This window comes from Pedobacter riviphilus (assembly GCF_014692875.1).
GTDB classification, from domain to species: domain Bacteria; phylum Bacteroidota; class Bacteroidia; order Sphingobacteriales; family Sphingobacteriaceae; genus Pedobacter; species Pedobacter riviphilus.
Map to the genome: position 1 here is coordinate 5410292 of NZ_CP061171.1, position 21441 is coordinate 5431732.

Below are 21441 nucleotides of genomic sequence, written 5' to 3' on the forward strand. Positions count from 1 at the left end.
TATTCGGGATTAGGAGTATGAAGATTACAGAACATATAAAAAACGCAAAGGGTAAAACCTTGTTCTCTTTTGAATTATTGCCGCCTATTAAAGGGCAAAGTATACAATGGATTTATGATGCAATAGAACCATTGCTAGAGTTTAATCCGCCTTTTATTGATGTAACTTCGCTCCGCGAGGATTACATTTATAAAGAACAAGCCAATGGTTTGCTACAAAAGGTATCTTATCGCAAGCGTCCGGGTACTATTGCCATTTGTGCAGCTATTATCCATAAATATAAGGTTGATGCCGTTCCGCATCTTATTTGCGGTGGATTTACCAAAGAAGAAACCGAAAATGCATTGATCGATTTACAGTTTTTGGGTATCGATAATGTTTTGGCTTTGCGTGGTGATGCCCGTAAGGCAGATGGGAATTTTGTGCCAACTCTTGGCGGACACAGTTATGCTACAGATTTGATCGAGCATATCAAGAACCATAACGAAGGTAAATTTCTCCACGAAGATGTAGAAACCTTTAAAAGCGATTTCTGTATCGGTGTGGCTGGCTACCCTGAAAAACATTTCGAAGCGCCTAACATGAGTACCGATTTCAAATACCTGAAAAAGAAAGTTGAAGCTGGCGCAGAGTTTATTGTTACGCAGATGTTTTTCGATAATCAGAAGTATTTCGATTTTGTAAAGAAATGCAGGGAAAACGATATCAATATTCCAATTATACCAGGGTTGAAGCCTATAAGTACCTTATCGCAGTTAAATGTATTACCTAAAATATTTCATATTGATTTACCTGATGAGTTAACGGATGCGCTATCGCATGCCAAAAACAACAACGAGGCAAAAGAAATTGGTACAGAGGCCATGATTAAACAATGTAAAGAACTGATTGATTTTGGTGCCCCGGTATTACACTTTTATACCATGGGTCGCCCTGAGCAGACCAAAAAGATTGCGAAAGCTATTTTTTAAAGAAAAATCCGTTACTCTGAATTTATTTCAGAGTCTTAACTAAAAGATGCTGACCACGAAGTAGCTATTAGGCCTTTAAAATAATAAAAGCTGCTAATAAAATGAATTCAGCATAACTGCAAATTAAAAATAATCATGAATAATTTAAATACCGATCAACAAAACCTTGATGCCATCTTAACAGATGTTAAACAACAGGGAATAGATTATTTAAACCATATTCATGAACGTCCAACAGCTAGTGCTACAGATTTAGCAATCATTCGTGATTTAAACCAGCAAGGTATAGGTACTGTCGAAGCCTTGAAGCAATTTAACCAGCGTTTCGAGCCTATTATGGTGGCCTCATCCGGTCCGAGATACTGGGGTTTTGTAACTGGAGGAACCACACCCGCAGCCATTGCAGGCGATTGGTTATCGACGATATATGATCAAAACACGCAAAGTGCAAAAGGTAATGGCGATGTTTCTGCGATCATCGAACTCGAAACCATCCAGTTATTACTTTCGTTGTTTAACCTGCCCAAAGATTTTTTTGGTGGTTTCGTAACAGGTGCTACTTTATCTAATTTTACCTGTTTGGCTGTTGCCAGGCAATGGATTGGCAAACAATTGGGTAAAGATTTCGCAAGAGAAGGTATATCGGGTGCTGTAAAAGTGCTGTCGGCTACACCACACTCATCAGCCATCAAATCCTTATCGATGCTAGGCTTGGGAAGCAGTAACTTTATTCAGGTAAACGTAATGCAGGGCAACCGCGAAGCATTGGATGTTGCCGATCTGGAATTGAAAATTCAATCATTAAATGGTGAGCCTTTTATACTGATTTCCAGTGCTGGGACGGTTAATACGGTTGATTTTGATGACTTTGAAGCCATTAATGTTTTAAAAGGAAAATATAATTTCTGGTGGCATATCGATGCCGCTTTTGGTGGTTTCGCAGCTTGCTCGCCAAAACATAATCACTTGGTTAAGGCTTGGGAAAACGCGGATAGCATTACGATAGATTGCCACAAGTGGCTTAATGTACCTTACGAAAGTGCGGTGTTTTTTGTGAAAGAAAAACACCAGTTGCTGCAGGTAGAAACCTTTCAGAATTCAAATGCGGCTTATTTGGGTAACCCGATGGAAAATTTCAGCTATTTAAATTTCTTGCCAGAAAACTCCCGTCGTTTAAAGGCTCTGCCTGTGTGGTTTACTTTAACAAGCTATGGAAAACAGGGTTATCAGGAAATTGTTGAAAGTAATGTTGAAGTGGCCTTACAGTTTGCCGATTTCATCAATGAAAATCCAAACTTCGAGTTGTTAGCACCCGTACGTTTAAATACCGTTTGTTTTTCGTTGACAGATGAAAGTTTAGTCGCAACATTCCTAAATAAGTTAAACGCTGGCGGAAAAGTTTTTATGACCCCTACATTTTATAACGGGAAGAAAGGAATACGTGCTGCTTTTGTAAACTGGCGGACCTCAGCCGCTGATGTTGAGCTGGCTACGGCAGCTATGCTCGAAATTCTTACAGAAGTTTAACCTTAAAATTATTGTTTTAATACTATAGCGTTTATCTTTATACCGATGAAATTTGATGGCCTTAAATATGTATTGATTGCCTGCATTGCGATAGCTTTTTTCTTAAAAGTAAGCCATGCAGTTTCGTATTTAAGCTATTCTAGCAATAATGTTGAAGTTTTATCCACAAATGATAACGCAGCAGAGAAGGAAGAAAAGAAAGTAGAAACAGAATATGCGGTGCAACAGATCGTGTTTCATGGAGCATTATATTTTCCACTTCAAACTTCAAAAAAGGTGATTATTCCTGGCCATTCTTTCCAACTGGCTTATTTTCCAGAGGTTTTAACGCCGCCACCGTCCGTATAAATACACCTTTAGGTTTATTTTCTCATTTCGCAATAGCGGAATCAATTTTCTAGTTCAAAAATTACAAAATGATAGATATGAAACGAGCAATTTCATTTGCAGTGCTGTTAATCGCTGCCTCTTTAAAAATCAGTGCACAAGAAGTTGTGCAGAACAATGTTAAACCGATAGAAAATGCGCTAAATCAGGTTACCAAGTTGCAGCCCGTAAGTTTTAGTTATGATAAAGCCTGGGCCGAAAAACTGAAGTTATCTGCTAAACCACAATATGGTTTTGTGGGGGCTGATGCTAAAACTGCTTTTCCTGAAATTGTTTCTGTACAGGCAAAAAGTTATATGTCAGGTAAAAACGCATTTAAAAACGCTACTATTACCAAGGTAGATTACGAAAGCTTAGTCCCGCTTTTGGTTGCCAGTATAAAAGAGCAGCAAGAGCAAATAGAACAATTAAGGGCAGAAGTAAACAGTTTAAAATCTAGAAATACAAAGTAGTTTTTTTAGGTTTATAGTTGATTCAGGTCGGAGTAATATTCCGACCTTTTTATTTTTATAAATAAAAGGATCCTACGCAACGCTTTAATTTTTATTTTTATGTAATTAACCAATATAAATCTACTTTAAAAAACAATTCTTATGAAAAAGCTTATTCAATTATTCCTGTTTTGTACAGCGCTGGCTGTGTTACCCTTGCAAAATACTAAGGCTGAAATTAATGCCAGTAAATTTTTTAGCATCGGTTTAAATTTAAGTAATGGAACTGGTGATAACGGATCTATTTACCTGTACGGACCTACTCCTATTAGTGCTTATTTTGGCCCAAGTGGAGGTTCGTATGGTCCGTTGACGGCCGGCACCTATACTGTTATTATTTATACTGCAGCCCCAGGTTCGCGCACTTTTAGATTTAATGGACAAGCGATTACCACCAGCACTGGAAGTGCAACATTTAATAATGTTAGCATTACTTCTACAGCTTTCGCTTCTGTTAATTAAATAAATATTTTCAAGTTGGTCCGGATTTATAGTCCGGACCTTTGTGTTCTTTGGCTTTTTTGGTTAAGGATTACAAATCCCCACTAACTTCAGGTATTAATCTCATAGATACATCATTCCCGCATAGGCAAGAATCTTAATGCCTGTTAATTGCATTAGGTTCCTAATCAAGTTGGCAATGATCAACCTTCGAAATAACAATGTATACTTATTATCCTTTAAGCAAATAACTTTTAAACCCTTCAAAATCCACACTTAACTGATCTGCATGTTTAGGTTTACTTTCTAAAGTTTTTACCTGCTCAGGGATTTCGATTTTAGCCGCAATATCTGCAGGGAAAATATCCGGAAACTTACAGGCATGTGCAGTAGATAGGAAAACGGCAGCACTTTCGTCTGTAGGATTTTCGTTTCTGTATTTTTTAACTCCTAAATACGCAATAGCAGTATGTGGACACGCCACGTAGTTTAATTTACTATCAATTTCTTTGATACCTTCTAACGTTTCATCATCGCTAAAGCGGTAAGAAGTAACCACTTTTTTTATGGCTTCTACATCCTGATTAAATAGATCCATAATGCGCACCCAATTACTTGGTGCTCCAACATCCATCGCATTCGAGTAGGTTTGTGTTGATGGTTTTGTTTCGTATACACCAGTTTCTAAAAAGCGTGGTACAGTATCATTAACATTGGTAGCTGCAATAAACTGTTTAACAGGTAATCCTAGTTTGTATGCCAATAAACCAGCACCAATATTACCGAAATTTCCACTTGGTACTGAAAATACGACGTCTTTAAAACCTTGCTTTTTCAGTTGGGCGTAAGTATTGAAATAGTAAAATGTTTGTGGAATCAATCGTGAAATATTAATTGAATTTGCAGAAGTTAATCTGAATTTAGCATTCAGTTCCTCATCTGCAAAAGCCTGTTTCACTAAAGCCTGGCAGTCATCAAAAGTACCTTTAACTTCAATGGCCCTGATATTTTTTCCGTTGGTAGTTAACTGCAATTCCTGTATCGGGCTCACTTTTCCTTCTGGGTAAAGAATCGTTACCCTGGTGTTCGGTACACCTAAGAAACCTAAAGCTACTGCCCCTCCGGTATCGCCCGAAGTCGCAACCAGAACATCTAAAAGTTGTTCGCCATCTTTTAAGAAATAAGCCATTACGCGGCTCATAAAACGGGCACCAAAATCTTTAAAAGCTAAGGAAGGGCCATGGAAAAGTTCTAAAACAAAGGTTTTGTCATCAAGTTTAACAGCTGGTGCTTCAAAATTAACGGCATCATTAATTAAAGCCTTTAAATCCTCAGCCGGAATCTCATCTTTTAATAAAGTTGAAGCGACTTTGTATGCAATTTCAGGCAAAGAATACTGCTCAATATTCTGGATGAATTCGGGATCAAGCTGTGGGATTTCGACAGGCATATATAAGCCTTTATCTTGTGGCATGCTGTTAAAAACGGCTTCTTTGAAAGAAACACGTAAATCTTTATTGTTGGTTGAATATAGTTTCATTTTAATGGGGTTGAGGGGTGGAAGGTTAAAGGCTGAAAGGTTTCGGATGCATACCCTCCACCTTAAAACCTTCTACCTTCCAAGCTTAAATTACTTTTGGTCCTTCCGCGTTAACCGGAGATACAAAAGCTTTGCTGTTAATATTTATTTTATGTAAATGTTGCTGTTGCGATTTTGTTATTTTTCTGGCTGTTTCTTCATCTTGAGTTAATGCAAAAACAGATGGCCCCGAGCCTGAAATTCCGAAACCGATTGCCCCATTTTCCATCGCTAGTTTTCTCATTTCTTCAAAACCAGGAATCAAAATCGAACGTGTTGGTTCTACCAGAACGTCTTTCATGCTCCTTCCAATTAAATCAAAATCATTCATGAACAATCCACTTACCAAACCTGCAACATTTCCCCACTGGGTAACCGCATCTTTTAATGCTACTTTACTGCGGATCATTTGGCGAGCATCTTTAGTCGGTACATCTACTTCCGGGTAAACAATTGCTGCATACATGCCAGCTGGCGTAGGTAAAGAAATCACATCAAGCGGATCGTAACTTCTCACCAGTACAAAACCACCCAATAATGCAGGGGCAACGTTATCGGCATGGCCATAACCACAGGCAAGTTCTTCACCTTTCATGGCAAAGGGAACCAGAGCTTTGGTGGTTAATAAATCGCCCATTAATTTGTTAATGGCAAACAAACCAGCTACTGTACTGGCCGAGCTCGAGCCCAATCCACTACCAATTGGCATTTTCTTGTGCAGTTCAATTTCTACACCAATATCCAAACGGTTTATATGCTTTAAATAATGTTGAACACTGGCACTTACGGTATTTTTCGCTGCATCTAAAGGCAAACGACCATCATCGCCAGTAATTCTTTTGATCACCACGCCAGGTGTATCGGTAAATCGCATTTCAACTTCATCGCCAGGTTCGTTTACAGCGAAACCCAGTACATCGAAACCGCAAACTACGTTTGCAACGGTTGCCGGAGCGAAAACTTTTATACTATTTTTCATTATTAATTGGCTTAGCTATTTGTTAAGCGTTATTTGGTTTAAATGATATTTCAAATGCACTAAGTAATCATCGATAAAAAAAGAAAGGGTGTGCATTTCTATTTTCCCTTTTCCTGTGTCGCAGGTATTTTGAAGCTTTTCCTCTGGAATATTTTCAATTACCCGACTAATCTGATAGTTTAATAACTTCCAAAGCATTATAACTTCTGCAATAGCTGTCTCCTGGTAGTTTTGGTAGTTTACCCATTCATCCTGATGATAAATAATTTTAACCCCTTGTTCGTATTGTCCAACAACCAAACGACGGATGTTATTAACGGCACTATCTACCAAATGCCCTAACAATTCTTTTTTAGACCATTTTAAAGGCTGTGGTTTATCATTCCATGCCTCATCCGAAATATTTTCGAAATCAATCATCGCCTGATTAACCAGGTGAAGAATCTCGTTCTTTTTGCCTAAAACCGAATTCATATCGCTACTTATTTAAGGTACCTACGTTAATGATGTCGGCAAAAACACCTGCAGCGGTAACCTCAGCACCTGCGCCTGGGCCTTTTACCACCAATGGACGGGTTTTGTATCGGTCTGTAGTAAACGAAATAATGTTATCGCTGCCTGATAACATATAAAAAGGATGACTATCGTCGACCATTTGCAGACTGATCTCCACATTTCCATTTTCAAGTTTACCAATGTAACGCAAAACTTTTCCATCCTTAGCTGCTGTATTCTTCAAGTTTTCGAAGTAAGCGGCGTTTGTTTGCAATTCTGAATAGAAATCTTCAACAGATGTGGCATTTAAACAAGCCTCAGGCAAAATGTTATCGATTTTCACATCACTGGCTTCTAAGGGATAACCAGCATCACGGGCAAGAATCAGCATTTTACGCATAAAATCTTTTCCATTTAAGTCGTCGCGAGGATCTGGTTCGGTATAACCCAGTTCTTGCGCTTCCTTTACCGTTTCGTAAAAACCGGCGTCACCTTTAAAATTATTGAAGATGTAAGAAATGGTTCCTGATAAAATGGCTTCAATCCGCGCTACCTTATCGCCGCTCATCATCAGTTCGCGTAGCGTACGGATAATTGGTAAGCCTGCACCTACATTGGTTTCATAATAGAAATCTACGCCGAATTTACGGGCGGTATCTTTAAATGATTTATACTGGGCGTAATCTGCCGAGTTTCCTTTTTTATTACAGGTTACCACCGATATACTGCTTTCGAATATGCCCTGATAAAACTCTATTGGCGATTCTGCAGCTGTGTTATCTACAAAAACACAGTTTGGTAAGTTTAGGGCTTTCATTTTGGCAACAAAACCTGCTAAATCTGCCTGTTCACCATTTGTATTTAACTCCGCTTCCCAATTTTCTAACGACAAGCCGTCAGCATTGAAAATCATTTTTCGTGTATTACTGATACCCGTTACCTTAACTTGCAGATCGTTATTGGCTGCTAAGAAAGGCATCTGTTCTTTCAGTTGGTTAAACAAGGTTTTGCCGATATTTCCGGTGCCTAAACAGAAAACGTTCAATGTTCTTTTCAGATCGGTAAAGAAAGCATCATGCACTGCATTTACGGCTTTCGATAAATCATCCTTGCTGATAATAACTGAGATGTTATATTCTGATGACCCCTGAGCAATAGCCCTTACATTGATACCGTTGCGGCCTAAAGCGCTGAACAAACGTCCGCTCATACCTGGTGTACGTTTCATGTTTTCGCCAACAATGGCCAAAACTGAAAGGTTATTTTCAACTTCTGGTAGCTCTAGTTTTTTAGCATCTAACTCCAGTTCAAACTCTTTTTTGATTAAAGAAATCGCCTGTGAAGCATCTGTTGGTTTAACAGCGAAAGTAATGCTATGTTCTGATGAAGACTGGGTAATCAATACTACATTGATCTGTTCGCGCGAAAGCAGCGAGAATAATCTTCCGCTAAAACCTGCCTTACCCACCATGCCGCTGCCAGTTAGGTTAATAATGCTGATATGATCAATAGAGGAAATTCCTTTTATGGGTAAACTTGATGTTTTAACATCACTTTTGATATAAGTTCCTGCGAAATCGGGTTCGAAAGTGTTTTTGATCACAATCGGGATTTTCTTCATAAAAGCAGGGATCATTGTTGGTGGATAGATCACTTTTGCACCGAAATAACTCAGTTCCATAGCTTCGGTATAGCTAAGCTCAGGTAACGAGAAAGCCTTTTTCACAATGCGCGGATCAGCTGTCATCATGCCGTTTACATCGGTCCATATTTCTATTTCTTCTGCATTTAAGGCTGCACCCCATACCGCTGCGGTATAATCAGAGCCACCACGACCTAAAGTTGTTACCCTTCCTGTTGCATTGCTCGCTATAAAACCAGTAACAAAAAGTACTTTGCCTTTATTTTCCTGGTAGAAATTGTTGATCAGCATTTCAGTCAACTCGGTATCTACTTTCGCTTGCCCAAAATTACTGTCGGTTTTAATCAGGTCAGATCCATTAACATAAAGCGAATCACCAATACTTTTAGAAGCAATATGACTAATCATAAACGTAGAGCAACGTTCGCCGTAACTCAAAATCTGATCTTTGGTCTGCAAGCTCAGTTCGCGCAAATTGGCCACGGCCTGTAACAGATCTTCAAGCTCGTTAAAAAAGATCTTTAAGCGGGTAAACACAGGGTTTTGTGCTGCTGCAGGTAAAAGTGTGCGGATTACAGCAAAGTGTTTTGCTTCGATTTCTTTTAAATGAGCGTCGTAATCTTCCCCACGCTCGGCCATTTCGGCCATATCGGTAAGTAAATTGGTTACACCACTCATTGCCGATAATACAACTACCGGGCTGTTCTGCTGTTTTTCTTCGCCAACCAGGCGTAAGAGGGTTTTAATGTTCTCGGCCGAACCTACGGATGTGCCGCCGAATTTGAGTACTTTCATTAGTCTATATTGGTTTTAACTGTTTGATGCTGTGCGGATATTCATGGTTGCTCGTACAGGTTTCATTCAGCATGGGTTTAAAAAAAAAGCGTCCCGACTTTCATCGGGACGCTTTCTGTGTTTTATGTTTTTTCAATTTACAACAAATTAGCCCCGCTGGTTTATACCGGTGGTAATAATAATCGTTGTAATAATCGAAGTGTTAAAATTCATCTTGTCTTTGTGTACTTTGTACACCGTAAAGTAGGAGATTATTTTTTTAAAATGCAAATGTTTTTTCAATTTTATTTCGAAATTTCTATTAAAACGTTTAATTAGATAAGATAGCCGTATTTTCTGAACCCGAAACCAAATCATTCGCCTCTTGAGGAGTGTTTACAGGAGGGGTGCTTAGTAGGCGGTTTTAAATATTAGAAAAGATGCTGCCGTAATTATTCGGATACGGCAGTCCTGCTAACCGCTATAGTCCCGATGGCAGTAGTTGCTTATAAGTTGGTGGGATCGGGAGCTGCCGCTTTTATCAGGTTTAGTTAAATTTGGACTGTGGTGCTATTTAAGCTAGTTACCTTTCCGGCGTCTGATTCTCCTCCTTTGGAGCGCGCGCGTAAGGCGGGGTGGTTAATATAAGGCGGGGTGGTTAATATTTAATAAAGCGTCATTAATTTTCAAAACCTTACCCATTAAAAGTTTAAACCTGCTAAAACCATTTAATGGATTTTACTTAGTGTAATTTTTTAATTTTTTTTACCTTGTAAAATTGAGTGTAAATATCTGTAAATAAAATGTTTACATAATAGTGTATTTGCTACAATATGTAAAAATTTACGCTTCAAAACTAGTTTTTGTGGGTGATAAGTATTTACCTTTGCTGTACTAACTAACTTATTGTTATGAGCAAAAAGAAACTGCAAGCGCCAGATTTAAACTATTTAAATCTAGGTGGAAATATTGCTGTAAAGTACCAATTATCTCCAACGGAATTAATTGATGAAGCCTTATTAAATAAAGAAGGTATACTGGCTGCTTCAGGAGCGCTGGCGGTTGATACCGGAAAGTTTACCGGACGTTCTCCTAAAGACCGCTTTATTGTATGCGATCAAGTAACTGAAAATCAGGTTTGGTGGGGCGATGTAAACATTAAAATTTCTCCGGAGAAATTCGATCAGCTATTTTATAAGCTAACCAATTACCTTGAAGATAAGAAAATCTATGTCCGCGATTCTTCCGCCTGTGCCAATCCGGATTATTCGATATCGATCAGGGTAATTACAGAAACGGCTTATCAGAATCTTTTTGCTCATCATTTGTTTATCCGCCCGGAGGAAGATCAATTGGGTATCACACCAGAGTGGACCATTATTGCTGCGCCAGGCTTCTTGGCCGATCCTGCTATAGATGGAACCAGGCAGGGAAACTTCTCTATCATCAATTTTACCAGGAAAATGATTTTGATCGGGGGAACAGGTTATACCGGCGAAATTAAAAAAGGAATTTTTTCTGTTTTAAACTTTATCCTGCCAGTATATAAGAATACGTTATCGATGCACTGCTCTGCTAATGTGGGGAAAAATGGCGATACGGCTATATTCTTCGGCTTATCAGGCACAGGAAAAACCACTTTATCTGCCGATCCGGAAAGAGGATTAATAGGAGATGACGAACACGGTTGGGGCAAAGATTCGGTATTTAACTTCGAGGGCGGTTGCTATGCGAAATGCGTAGATTTAACCGAAGAGAAAGAGCCACAGATTTTTAAGGCAATCAAATTTGGTGCATTATTGGAGAATGTTAATTTTTTTCCGGGTACGCGGGAGGTTGATTATAGTGATATCAGTAAGACAGAGAATACCCGTGTAGCTTATCCTATAGATTACATTGATAATGCCATTTTACCATCAATAGCGGCTGTTCCGAAAAATATCTTTTTCTTAACTGCAGATGCATTTGGGGTGTTGCCTCCAATTTCAAAATTAAATGTAGAGCAGGCCATGTTCCACTTTATGAGCGGTTATACAGCAAAGGTTGCAGGAACAGAAACAGGGGTAACAGAACCTCAATTAACCTTTTCGGCTTGCTTCGGTAAAGCTTTCTTACCACTGCATCCATCTAAATATGCCGCATTATTAGGAGAGAAGATGGAAAAACACCAGGTAAACGTATGGTTGGTAAATACAGGTTGGAGCGGAGGCCCTTATGGCGTAGGTAAAAGGATGAAATTAAGTTATACCAGGGCGATGATTACTGCAGCGCTAAATGGAGATTTAGATCATAATAAATATAAGCAACACCATGTATTTAAATTGATGATGCCACTAAATTGCCCCGGAGTACCAGACGAAATTTTAGACCCCTCTAAAACATGGGGCAACCAGGAAGAATATTTTTTGAAAGCCTACGAACTGCAGGATGCCTTTACAGAGAATTTCAAGCAATTTGAACTGACAAAAGTACCAAAAAGCAGACACGAAGCGTTAAAATTATGTTAAATGCACTTTAAAATGCATTTTTTGAGCAAAAAATTTGCAATTCGATTTTTTTTTAGTTTTTATTGTGAAAGAATTGCCTCGGCTGGGGCAATTTTTTTGTTATACACCCTTGGTGGTTTACCGAAACTAAATTCTAAGTAACGATTTAATTGTTTATTGATTTATTAATTTGTAATTTAAAATCAATTTATAAATTTGTTTTTCGCAACAATTTCGGATAAGAAACGTTGAGTGTAGTACAAAAGAAAAAAAACAGCTAAAAATTAAAAACAAGAACTAAAACTAAAATTTCAAAAAAAATGGCAAACGCACCAAAACCAACAACTGTTAAAAAAGAGAGCTCTTCTAGTGCTTCAAATGTATTTGCAACATTCGTTATTCCAATTTGTATTGTAATTGGATTCTGTGTTTGGAGATTCGTATTCGGAGAAGGAAGTAACTTTATCGATGGTGACAGAGAAAAATTACCACTAGCTGGTAACTATCTTGGAACAGCTTACAAAGGAGGTCCTATCGTAGCGATCTTAGTTGGACTACTATTAGTAGTAATTGTATTCTCTATCGAACGTTTTATCGTTATTGGTAAAGCAAGTGGAAAATCTAGCTTAGATACTTTCATTCGCAAAGTACAAGGTTTATTAAGCGCAGGTAACATCGAGGCTGCAAAAGCTGAGTGTGATAAACAACAAGGTTCAGTTGCTAACGTAATTAAATCTGGTTTGAAAAAATACAGCGAAGTTGAAGCTGATACCAATATGGATGTAGAGCAATCAATCGTTGCTATCCAAAAAGAGGTAGAAGAAGCTACAGCTTTAGAAATGCCAATGTTAGAGCAAAACTTAACTGTAATTGCAACTTTGGTATCAATCGGTACATTAGTAGGTTTATTGGGTACAGTAACAGGTATGATCCGTGCATTCGCCGGTTTAGCAAACTCTGGAGCACCAGATCAGTCAGCATTAGCGGTAGGTATCTCTGAAGCACTTATCAATACTGCAACAGGTATCTTAGTATCTACTGTGGCAATTATCATGTACAACGTATTAACTTCTAAAATCGATAAGTTAACTTACGCTATCGATGAGGCTGGTTTCAGCATCGTTCAAACATACGCTAGTTCGCATAAATAAGAATTTTGAAAAAATTTTTACCGGCTTTATGGAAAACCGGAAAAAAGATCATCATTATTAAAAACTAGTAAAAAATATTATGCCTAGAATTAAAGTTAAAAGAACAAGTACAGTAACAGATATGACTGCCATGTGTGATGTGGCATCATTGTTACTTACTTTCTTCATCTTAACTGCTACAGCAAGGCAACCAGAACCTCTAGCCGTTTCTACCCCCTCATCTACATATGAGTTTAAGGTGCCGGTAGAAAACAATGCGATATTGACCATTGGGCAGGGGAAAGTTTTCTTTGAAGTAGCAGGTGTTAAAGTAAGAGCGAAAACATTGGAACTAATGGGCGAACAATATAAAATATCGTTCACGCCGTTAGAAGTACAACGTTTCTCTGCTATAGGGAGTTTCGGTGTGCCGATCCAGAGTTTAAAATCACTTATTGCGTTGAATGGAGCTGATCGTATGAAACCGGGTGTTCAAACCGGTATCCCGGCTGATTCTACAGATAATCAGTTAAATGCGTGGGTTTTAAATGCACGTAAAGCTACAAAAGAAATCAACAATCAGGATATGCGTATCAGTATCAAAGGTGATGCTAAAGAAGAGTATCCAGTTGTAAAAAAGATTATTGATGTGCTTCAGAAACAAAGTGTAAACAAATTTTTGTTGGTAACTAACTCTGAAGCTAAAAAGAAATAAGAAATGGCAGAATTAAACACGGGCGGGAAGAAAGCCACGCCAAGGGTTGATATGACCCCAATGGTGGATCTAATGTTTCTTTTGGTAACCTTCTTTATCTTAACAACTGTAATCTCTACGCCACAGGCGATGGATATTGCAAAACCGGATAAGAACGAAAAGTTACCTGAAAACAGGTTAGAGCTGAAAGCGAGTAAAACGATGACCATCTTATTGGGTAAAAACAATAAAGTTGCATGGTACATGGGAGTAGCTGGTGAAAGCGCACCAACAATCGAATCAGGATCGCAAATTGAAGATGCAATTGTAAAAAACAGGAAAAATGCTGATGCATCTGGAGTTGCTGGAGATTTTGTGGTATTGGTTAAACCAACATCAGGTTCTACATTCCAAAACTTTGTAGATATGATGGATGAACTGGAAATTCTTAAAGTAAAGGTTCGTCAGATTGATGATGATAATATCCTTGACAATGAGAAGCAGTTCATGAAAGAAAAGGGAATTTTATAATCAATAAAACCAGAAGTTATGTCGAAGTTAGATATATTCAGAAAAGAATGGCTTGAAGTGGTTTTTGCTGATAAAAACAAAAGCTACGGTGCGTACCAATTGCGTAAAACCAATGGTGCCAACACCACCAAAGCATTAATTATTGGATCTATTATATTTCTAGTGTTATTCTTCTCTCCAAAAATCTATAGCCTGATTAAAGGCTCAATGGATCAGCCGGATGAACAATTAAAAGCACAGGAAGTTATTTTAGCTCCACCTCCACCAGTTGACCCTAAAACGCCACCTCCGCCACCGGTAGAGCCACCGCCACCAAAAGTTGACCAGGTGAAAATGCCACCTCCAATTGTAAAACCCGATATCGAGGTTCGTGATGAACCACCTACGGTTGAAAAATTGAAGGAAGCTGATCCAGGTCAGAGAGATATCAAAGGTGACCCAACGGCAGAGATCAATATCGCTGAACCAGTAGGGGAAGGACCAAAAAGAGAAGCTGCTGTTGCGGTTGATGATAATAAAGTTTACGACTTTGTTAGTATCGAAAAACAACCAGAATTCCCTGGAGGTATCTCTAAGTTTTACGGATACTTAAGTAAAGCAATAAAGTACCCGCCAATGGCACAAGAAAACAACGTTCAAGGTAAAGTGTTTTTATCTTTCGTTGTTGAAAAAGATGGTAAATTAACTGATATCACAGTTACCCGTGGTTTGGGTAGCGGAACTGATGAAGAAGCCATCCGTGTATTGAAAGCTAGTCCACGTTGGAACCCAGGTATCCAAAATGGTAAGCCGGTAAGGGTAAAATACAACATCAACGTTAACTTTACATTGAACTAATAGTAGATGTTAAATTTTGATATTTTTAAGCAAAAATCGCCTAAACAGCGGTTTTTGCTCATTTTAGGCCTTGTCATGTTCGTTTTTTATGTGGTTTTAGGCTTTGCATTTATATTTTACGAACCAATTGCCCTGCGCTTAAGCACTATTCCACAATGGGGCCGCATCGCAATCGGTATCTTCTTAATTATTTATGCATTTGTAAGACTTTTAAGCCTTGGAAGGCGCGACTAATCAGCTCAATGAAAAATTTCCTTTTAATATTTTGTGTGCTCGCTTTACTTGTATCCTGCAAACGTAAAAATAAAGCCAATGCAGTTAAAGAAACCAGAACAAGCGGTACCTTAAAAATATTGGTTGACGAAAGTGTTGGACCGATTGTTCAAGATCAGATCGATATTTTTAGTTTGGATTATCCGGATGCAAAATTTCAGGCAACAGTAAAACCTGAAGAAAAATTATTGCCTGCCTTTCTTAATGATAGTGTAAGAGTAATTGTGTTGCCAAGGTTATTAACCAAGGCCGAAGAAAAATATTATAACCAACGGAATATAAAGATAAACACCTCACGATTTGCTGTAGATGGTATTGCTTTAATCACAAATCAGGGCAATATAGACAGTACAATTAACGTTAAAGATGTGATTGATATATTACAGGGAAAGAAATCAGATAAAAAATTGGTCTTTGATAACGCTTATTCAAGTACCTTTCAATATTTTAAAGAGTTGGCTAATATCAACCAGTTTCCAGCTACAGGTGTTTACTCTAAAAATTCCAGCAAAGAAGTAATTAAACTTATTGCTGAGGATAAGAATTTTATTGGTATTTTGGGCGTGAATTGGATCACGGGCAAGGATGCAGAAATGAGTGGATACCTTTCTCAGATAAAAGTGCTGGGTGTAAAGAATGTAAAAGGCAAGGTAGGAGATGATCAGTTCTATAAACCAACTCAAGATAACTTAATCAACGGTGTTTATCCTTTCTTAAGAAATATAAATATTATAGATTGCGAAGGAAGAGATGGTTTAGGCACAGGATTTGCAACATGGTTAAGAAGTCAGCGGGGACAATTGATTGTACTTAAATCTGGACTTGGCCCGCATAAGCTAATGCCAAGAGAAATAAATTTAACTAAAGAAAGTAATAAATAAATTATAAATTGAACCACGAAGTATTAGATATGATGCTTCATTATTGTTAAAACCAATGTTAGCTAAGTTTGGTTGGAGATTTTGGATAAAATAGAACTCACTCCAGCCCGATTTTAAAAACGTTTAAAAACAAAAAATTGATCCAATGAAAATTTCAAAGAAAGCAATAACCTTAAATGTAGGTTTGGTGTTGATGGGTTCTGCAGTTTTTGCTCAAAGTTTAACTGATGCGAAAAAAGCCATTGACGCAGAACAGTATCAGAAAGCTTCATCGATGCTTAAGTCGTTGGTAAGCGCTAAAGCCTCAGATGGCGAAAATTATTATAACCTAGGTTTGGTTTATCTGAAAACAGGTTACATCGATTCAGCAAGAGCCGTTTTCACCAAAGGTGTAACTGCTGATCCAAAAAATAACTTAAACTTAATTGGTTTAGGTGAAGCAGATATGTTGTCTAACAACCCAAGTTCTGCTAAAACTAACTTCGATAAAGCGGTAGCTTTGGCACCGAAAGATTACAAAACTTATTTGTATATCGGTAAAGCCTATTTAGCGCAAGATAAACCTAGTGATGATGTATCTAAACCTGATTTCACTAGTGCTTTGGCCAACATTACTAAAGCAGACGAATTAGATTCTAAAGATAAAGATGCTGAAGTTTTCTTAGCGCAAGGTGATGCCTATGCTTTACAGAAGAAAAACTCTGAGGCGTTAGGCCCATATTTTCGTGTAAACGATATTGATCCGACTAATAGAAGAGCCAAAACGCAGATTGGTAAAATGTACAAAGAATCAAGAGCTTTTCCTGAAGCTGAAAAAGAATTACAAGATGTAATTGCTGCTGATGCAAACTATGGCCCCGCATATCGCGAGTTAGGTGAGTTATACTTACAGTGGAGTAGCTTTGGTGTTGACAAAGAAAAAGCAGCTAAAGCGATTGAGAATTATAAAAAATACATGGATTTAACCGATAAATCTTTAGAATCTCAATTGCGTTATGCTCAATTCTTATTTTATGCTAAAGATTACAAAACATTAGAGCAAGTTGCAACCTCTTTACAAGTTCCTGCTAACGATCCTAAAAGTACTATTGTTTCAAGGATGAAAGGTTGGGCCGCTTATGAAAATGGTAATTATCCTCAGGCGTTAACTAGCTTAACTGATTTCTTTGCAAAAGAAAAGGATAAAACAAAGATTTTAGGTAACGATTATCTTTATTTAGGTAAAGCCCAAGTGAAGGCTGGTCAAGATAGCTTAGGTGTTCTTAATATCATAGAGGCTGCTAAAATTGATTCTACTAATGCTGATGCCTTAGCTGAGGCTGGTTTAGCGTTGTACAAAGCTAAGAAATACGGCAAGGCAGCAGAAATTTATACTTTAGCAACTAAATATAATCCAAATGGTAAAGGGTCATTAACTAATTACTATTATATAGGTCAAACCAGGTTCTTGGAAGGATATTTTGCTCAAAAAGATAAGAAGCCTTTAAATACGGCTGCATTGATTGAAGCAGATTCAGCATTGAGCCACTTAAATAAAGTTTCTCCTGAATTTGCATTAGGTTATTTTACAAGAGCTAGGATTGCCAATCTTTTAGAAGATAAAGCAAACCCAAAATATGCTTCAATTCCGTTTTTTGAAAAATATATCAGTTTAGTTAAACCAGAAGAACAAGCAGCCAATAAAACAAACCTTGTTGAATCTTACGATTACTTAGGTGCATACTATGCTGATAAGGATAAAGCAAAAGCTATCGATTTTTTAAATAAAAGTATAGCGCTAGATCCTCAGGGCCCTTTTGCAGCGGCTAAGCTAAAAGAATTGCAATCGCCTGCAACTGCTCCAAAAGTAAAAGGTAAAGGCAAATAATTAAAAAGTTAAATAATTTAGAAAAGGCAGAGTTTGGTTACTCTGCCTTTTTCTTTTACTTTTGCATCACAAAATAAAAATTATGCAAGCGCAAAGTTCCTCTATAGATTTTTTACCAATTATATTTCAAGTAATTGTTGCTTTAGGTTTTGTGGTAACCACATTGGTTGTTACCCACTTTTTGGGCCCAAAACGTAAAACGAGTGATAAGTTAGAAACTTTTGAAGCTGGTATTAAATCAGTAGGTAATGCACGCCAGCCTTTCTCTATTAAATATTTCGTGGTAGCCATCTTATTTGTACTGTTCGATGTGGAGGTAATCTTTATGTATCCTTGGGCAGTTAATTTCCGTGCACTGAAAATGGACGGAATGATTGAAATGTTCATTTTCATGGGGACATTGTTGCTAGGTTTTATCTACGTAATCAAGAAAAAAGTTTTAGACTGGAACTAGTTAATTGGCAGTTAATAGCCCTCGGTTTATAAACTTTAAACTAAAAATTGCCAACTGAAAACTGAATGTGTATCACTTACACTAACTCCTGGTAGTTTTTGTTATTTAGAAAGGTTCTAAATCGAGTGAAGCTAGTTTGTTTGCCTTTAAAATATTGTAAATTTGTTGCTCATTCTGCAAAGGGATGAGCATTTTTTGTTTATAAACATGAGTGAAATTAATATAGTTGATGCGCCTCCAGGAATAGAAGGATCTGGTTTTTTTGCCACTTCTCTTGATAAAGTGATTGGTTTGGCCCGCTCAAATTCATTATGGCCTTTACCTTTCGCAACTTCTTGTTGTGGAATCGAGTTTATGGCAACCATGGGTTCTCACTACGATCTTGGTCGTTTCGGTGCCGAACGCTTAAGCTTTTCTCCCCGTCAGGCTGATGTTTTAATGGTTATGGGTACTATCGCTAAAAAGATGGCTCCTGTATTAAAACAGGTTTATATCCAAATGGCAGAGCCACGTTGGGTAATGGCTGTTGGTGCCTGCGCAAGTAGTGGTGGTATTTTCGATACGTATTCTGTATTGCAAGGTATTGATGAGGTTATCCCGGTAGATGTTTACGTTCCGGGTTGCCCGCCAAGACCTGAAGCCATTTTAGATGGTTTTCAACGCATTCAGGATTTGGTGAAAAACGAATCTGGCAGAAGACGGAATTCTGATTATTACAAAGAACTTTTAGGTCAATACGGCATTAAATAATGGAAGAAACGACACTAAATAACGACATCCATGTTAAGCTGACCGAAAGGTTTGGCGAAAAAGTTACCGCTGTTTCTGAGCCTTATGGTTTATTAACTTTTGTAACTTATAAAGATGTTATCATCAATGTGCTTTCGCATCTTAAAAACGAATTAAAGTTTAATTTCCTTACCGATATTACTGCAGTTCATTACCCTGGTAAAGACCATGGAATTGCTGTTGTTTATCATCTACACAACATGGTAGAAAAAGTGAGGATCAGGATTAAAGTTTTTATTTCTGAGCAGAACCCAACTATCCCGACTGCAACAACGGTTTGGAAAGGTGCCAACTGGATGGAGCGCGAAACTTACGATCTGTTTGGGGTTAAATTTGAAGGCCACCCGGATTTACGCCGTATTTTAAATATGGACGATTTAGGTGTTCACCCGATGTTGAAACAATATCCATTGGAAGATCCGAACAGAGTAGATAAAAAAGACGAATTTTTTGGAAGGTAAACTATGAATCATAACCATCCGGTATTTACAGATAACGACCCGCAAAGTGAGCTGGTAACCCTAAACTTAGGCCCAACACACCCTGCAACCCACGGTGTTTTTCAAAATGTTCTGCAATTAGATGGCGAACGTATTGTTAGCGGCGTTTCTACTATTGGGTACATCCACCGTGCTTTCGAAAAGATTGCCGAACATCGCCCCTTTTATCAAATTACACCACTTACCGATCGTTTAAACTATTGCTCTTCGCCTATTAACAATATGGGCTGGCACATGACGGTTGAAAAGTTGTTGAATATTCAAATGCCAAAGCGTGTAGATTATCTACGCGTTATTGTAATGGAGCTTTCGCGTATTGCCGATCACATTATCTGTAATACAATTATTGGTCAGGATACAGGAGCAACTACCACTTTCTTATACTTATTCCAGTTTCGTGAACATATTTACGAAATCTTTGAAGAAGTTTGTGGTGCACGTTTAACCACAAATATTGGTCGTATTGGTGGTTTCGAAAGAGATTTTAATGATATTGCCTTTGCTAAAATTGATAAGTTTTTAAAGGAATTTCCTAAAGCATTAAAAGAGTTCGAAAATCTGTTAACACGTAACCGTATTTTTATTGATAGAACGGCAGGTGTTGCAGAGGTAACTAAAGAAACTGCTTTAGAATACAGTTGGACTGGTCCACTTTTACGTGCTACCGGTGTAGATTACGATGTTCGTGTAAGCGATCCATATTCTTCGTATCAGGATTTCGATTTTGAAGTTCCGGTAGGTACAAGTGGCGATATTTACGACAGATATTTAGTGCGTAATGAAGAGATGTGGCAAAGTGTTCGCATTATCGAACAAGCACTTGTGAAGTTAAAAACGGAACCAAAAGGTATTTTTCATGCCGACGTTCCTGAATTTTACCTTCCTCCAAAACAAGAAGTTTATAACAATATGGAAGCATTAATCTATCACTTCAAAATTGTGATGGGTGAGATTGATGCACCAAAAGCAGAAGTTTATCATGCTGTGGAGGGTGGAAATGGTGAATTAGGATTCTATCTGATTAATGATGGAGGCCGTACACCATACCGTTTACACTTCCGCAGACCAAGTTTTATAAACTACCAGATGTTTGCACCAATGAGCGAAGGCATGTTATTGTCTGACGCTATTATCAACATGAGTAGTATGAATATTATTGCAGGAGAATTAGATGCTTAAAGTAGAAGAACAAACACCTGTAGTGTTTTCATCAGACTTGCTGGCCAAGTTTGATGAAGTAAAAAGCCGTTATCCTGAAGGTAAGCACAAATCAGCTTTGTTGCCATTATTACACTTGGTACAGGCCGAATACCTTTGGGTGAGTACACCAGCGATGGATAAGATTGCCGAATATTTAAATATTCAGCCAATTGAAGTTTATGAGGTGGCAACATTTTATACCATGTACTTTTTAAAACCACAAGGTAAGTATGCCTTAGAGGTTTGCCGTACTGGCCCTTGTTGCCTGGTTGGTGCCGAAAAAATATTAAGCCACCTAGAAAATAAACTAGGTGTTAAGGAAGGTGAAGTTACTGCCGATGGTTTATTCAGCTTTAGAGGAGTTGAATGTTTAGCCGCCTGTGGTTTCGGACCGGTGTTACAGATTAGCCCGGAATATACTTTCTACGAAAACTTAACTACCGATAGTGTAGATAAATTGATTGAAGATTTAAAGAACAAGTCCTAAGTCTAGAGTCTTAAGTCGGGAGTCAA

The 21441-nt window shown here is 38.0% G+C and carries 22 protein-coding genes; 18 read left to right on the forward strand and 4 right to left on the reverse strand.

Features of this window, described 5'->3' with window-relative positions:
• Positions 1 to 17: 17 nt before the first annotated feature.
• The 5 genes from metF (at position 18) to H9N25_RS22390 (ending at position 3838) form a co-directional block, all read left to right on the forward strand.
• Complete coding sequence (gene metF / locus H9N25_RS22370) at positions 18 to 971, forward strand: methylenetetrahydrofolate reductase [NAD(P)H] (protein WP_190327279.1); 954 nt, start codon at positions 18 to 20, stop codon at positions 969 to 971.
• Between the two features lie 135 nt (positions 972 to 1106).
• On the forward strand, positions 1107 to 2498 hold the full coding sequence (locus H9N25_RS22375) for a pyridoxal phosphate-dependent decarboxylase family protein (protein WP_190327280.1): 1392 nt from the start codon (positions 1107 to 1109) through the stop codon (positions 2496 to 2498).
• Between the two features lie 45 nt (positions 2499 to 2543).
• Positions 2544 to 2846 (forward strand): hypothetical protein, encoded by a 303-nt coding sequence (locus tag H9N25_RS22380; RefSeq protein WP_190327281.1) that lies wholly within the window; start codon positions 2544 to 2546, stop codon positions 2844 to 2846.
• A gap of 77 nt (positions 2847 to 2923) precedes the next feature.
• On the forward strand, positions 2924 to 3337 hold the full coding sequence (locus H9N25_RS22385; RefSeq protein WP_190327282.1) for a tail fiber domain-containing protein: 414 nt from the start codon (positions 2924 to 2926) through the stop codon (positions 3335 to 3337).
• A gap of 141 nt (positions 3338 to 3478) precedes the next feature.
• The gene (locus tag H9N25_RS22390; RefSeq protein WP_190327283.1) at positions 3479 to 3838 is read left to right on the forward strand and encodes a hypothetical protein; all 360 of its coding nucleotides are present in this window, start codon (positions 3479 to 3481) and stop codon (positions 3836 to 3838) included.
• Between the two features lie 211 nt (positions 3839 to 4049).
• On the opposite strand, the gene thrC is transcribed toward H9N25_RS22390, so the two are convergent.
• The 4 genes from thrC to thrA all read right to left on the reverse strand — a co-directional run bounded on the left by thrC (position 4050) and on the right by thrA (position 9307).
• Positions 4050 to 5357, reverse strand: a complete 1308-nt coding sequence (thrC, locus tag H9N25_RS22395) for a threonine synthase (protein WP_190327284.1) — start codon at positions 5355 to 5357, stop codon at positions 4050 to 4052.
• Between the two features lie 85 nt (positions 5358 to 5442).
• Positions 5443 to 6375: a homoserine kinase gene (locus H9N25_RS22400; RefSeq protein WP_190327285.1), complete on the reverse strand. Its 933-nt coding sequence runs from the start codon at positions 6373 to 6375 to the stop codon at positions 5443 to 5445.
• Between the two features lie 15 nt (positions 6376 to 6390).
• Complete coding sequence (locus H9N25_RS22405) at positions 6391 to 6849, reverse strand: DinB family protein (RefSeq protein ID WP_190327286.1); 459 nt, start codon at positions 6847 to 6849, stop codon at positions 6391 to 6393.
• Between the two features lie 4 nt (positions 6850 to 6853).
• Complete coding sequence (gene thrA / locus H9N25_RS22410; RefSeq protein ID WP_190327287.1) at positions 6854 to 9307, reverse strand: bifunctional aspartate kinase/homoserine dehydrogenase I; 2454 nt, start codon at positions 9305 to 9307, stop codon at positions 6854 to 6856.
• Positions 9308 to 10197: 890 nt separating this feature from the next.
• On the opposite strand from thrA, the gene pckA reads away from it, so the two are divergent.
• The 13 genes from pckA to H9N25_RS22475 all read left to right on the forward strand — a co-directional run bounded on the left by pckA (position 10198) and on the right by H9N25_RS22475 (position 21415).
• Positions 10198 to 11793: a phosphoenolpyruvate carboxykinase (ATP) gene (gene pckA, locus H9N25_RS22415; protein ID WP_190327288.1), complete on the forward strand. Its 1596-nt coding sequence runs from the start codon at positions 10198 to 10200 to the stop codon at positions 11791 to 11793.
• Between the two features lie 299 nt (positions 11794 to 12092).
• Entirely contained in the window at positions 12093 to 12923 is an 831-nt protein-coding gene (locus H9N25_RS22420) for a MotA/TolQ/ExbB proton channel family protein (protein ID WP_025146310.1), read from the forward strand.
• A gap of 79 nt (positions 12924 to 13002) precedes the next feature.
• On the forward strand, positions 13003 to 13617 hold the full coding sequence (locus H9N25_RS22425; protein WP_190327289.1) for a biopolymer transporter ExbD: 615 nt from the start codon (positions 13003 to 13005) through the stop codon (positions 13615 to 13617).
• A gap of 3 nt (positions 13618 to 13620) precedes the next feature.
• A complete protein-coding gene (locus H9N25_RS22430) occupies positions 13621 to 14127 on the forward strand; it encodes an ExbD/TolR family protein (protein ID WP_167296287.1) in 507 nt (168 codons plus the stop codon).
• Positions 14128 to 14145: 18 nt separating this feature from the next.
• Positions 14146 to 14964, forward strand: a complete 819-nt coding sequence (locus H9N25_RS22435) for an energy transducer TonB (RefSeq protein WP_184466467.1) — start codon at positions 14146 to 14148, stop codon at positions 14962 to 14964.
• 6 nt (positions 14965 to 14970) lie between these two features.
• Positions 14971 to 15198: a hypothetical protein gene (locus tag H9N25_RS22440; RefSeq protein WP_029274767.1), complete on the forward strand. Its 228-nt coding sequence runs from the start codon at positions 14971 to 14973 to the stop codon at positions 15196 to 15198.
• A gap of 8 nt (positions 15199 to 15206) precedes the next feature.
• Positions 15207 to 16118 (forward strand): PstS family phosphate ABC transporter substrate-binding protein, encoded by a 912-nt coding sequence (locus H9N25_RS22445; protein ID WP_167296289.1) that lies wholly within the window; start codon positions 15207 to 15209, stop codon positions 16116 to 16118.
• A 145-nt stretch (positions 16119 to 16263) separates the two neighbouring features.
• Positions 16264 to 17985 carry a tetratricopeptide repeat protein gene (locus H9N25_RS22450; protein ID WP_190327290.1) on the forward strand — a complete coding sequence of 574 codons (1722 nt, stop codon included), beginning with the start codon at positions 16264 to 16266 and terminating at the stop codon, positions 17983 to 17985.
• Between the two features lie 82 nt (positions 17986 to 18067).
• Positions 18068 to 18439, forward strand: coding sequence for an NADH-quinone oxidoreductase subunit A (locus H9N25_RS22455; protein ID WP_190327291.1), 372 nt, complete (start codon positions 18068 to 18070; stop codon positions 18437 to 18439).
• 207 nt (positions 18440 to 18646) lie between these two features.
• Entirely contained in the window at positions 18647 to 19189 is a 543-nt protein-coding gene (locus tag H9N25_RS22460) for an NADH-quinone oxidoreductase subunit B (RefSeq protein ID WP_108197409.1), read from the forward strand.
• Positions 19189 to 19689, forward strand: a complete 501-nt coding sequence (locus H9N25_RS22465) for an NADH-quinone oxidoreductase subunit C (protein ID WP_167296292.1) — start codon at positions 19189 to 19191, stop codon at positions 19687 to 19689. The genes H9N25_RS22460 and H9N25_RS22465 overlap by 1 nt, the downstream gene beginning before the upstream one ends.
• Positions 19690 to 19692: 3 nt before the next feature.
• The gene (locus H9N25_RS22470; RefSeq protein WP_131028078.1) at positions 19693 to 20907 is read left to right on the forward strand and encodes an NADH-quinone oxidoreductase subunit D; all 1215 of its coding nucleotides are present in this window, start codon (positions 19693 to 19695) and stop codon (positions 20905 to 20907) included.
• On the forward strand, positions 20900 to 21415 hold the full coding sequence (locus tag H9N25_RS22475) for an NADH-quinone oxidoreductase subunit NuoE family protein (RefSeq protein WP_190327292.1): 516 nt from the start codon (positions 20900 to 20902) through the stop codon (positions 21413 to 21415). Before H9N25_RS22470 ends, H9N25_RS22475 begins: the two co-directional genes overlap by 8 nt.
• Positions 21416 to 21441: the final 26 nt, after the last annotated feature.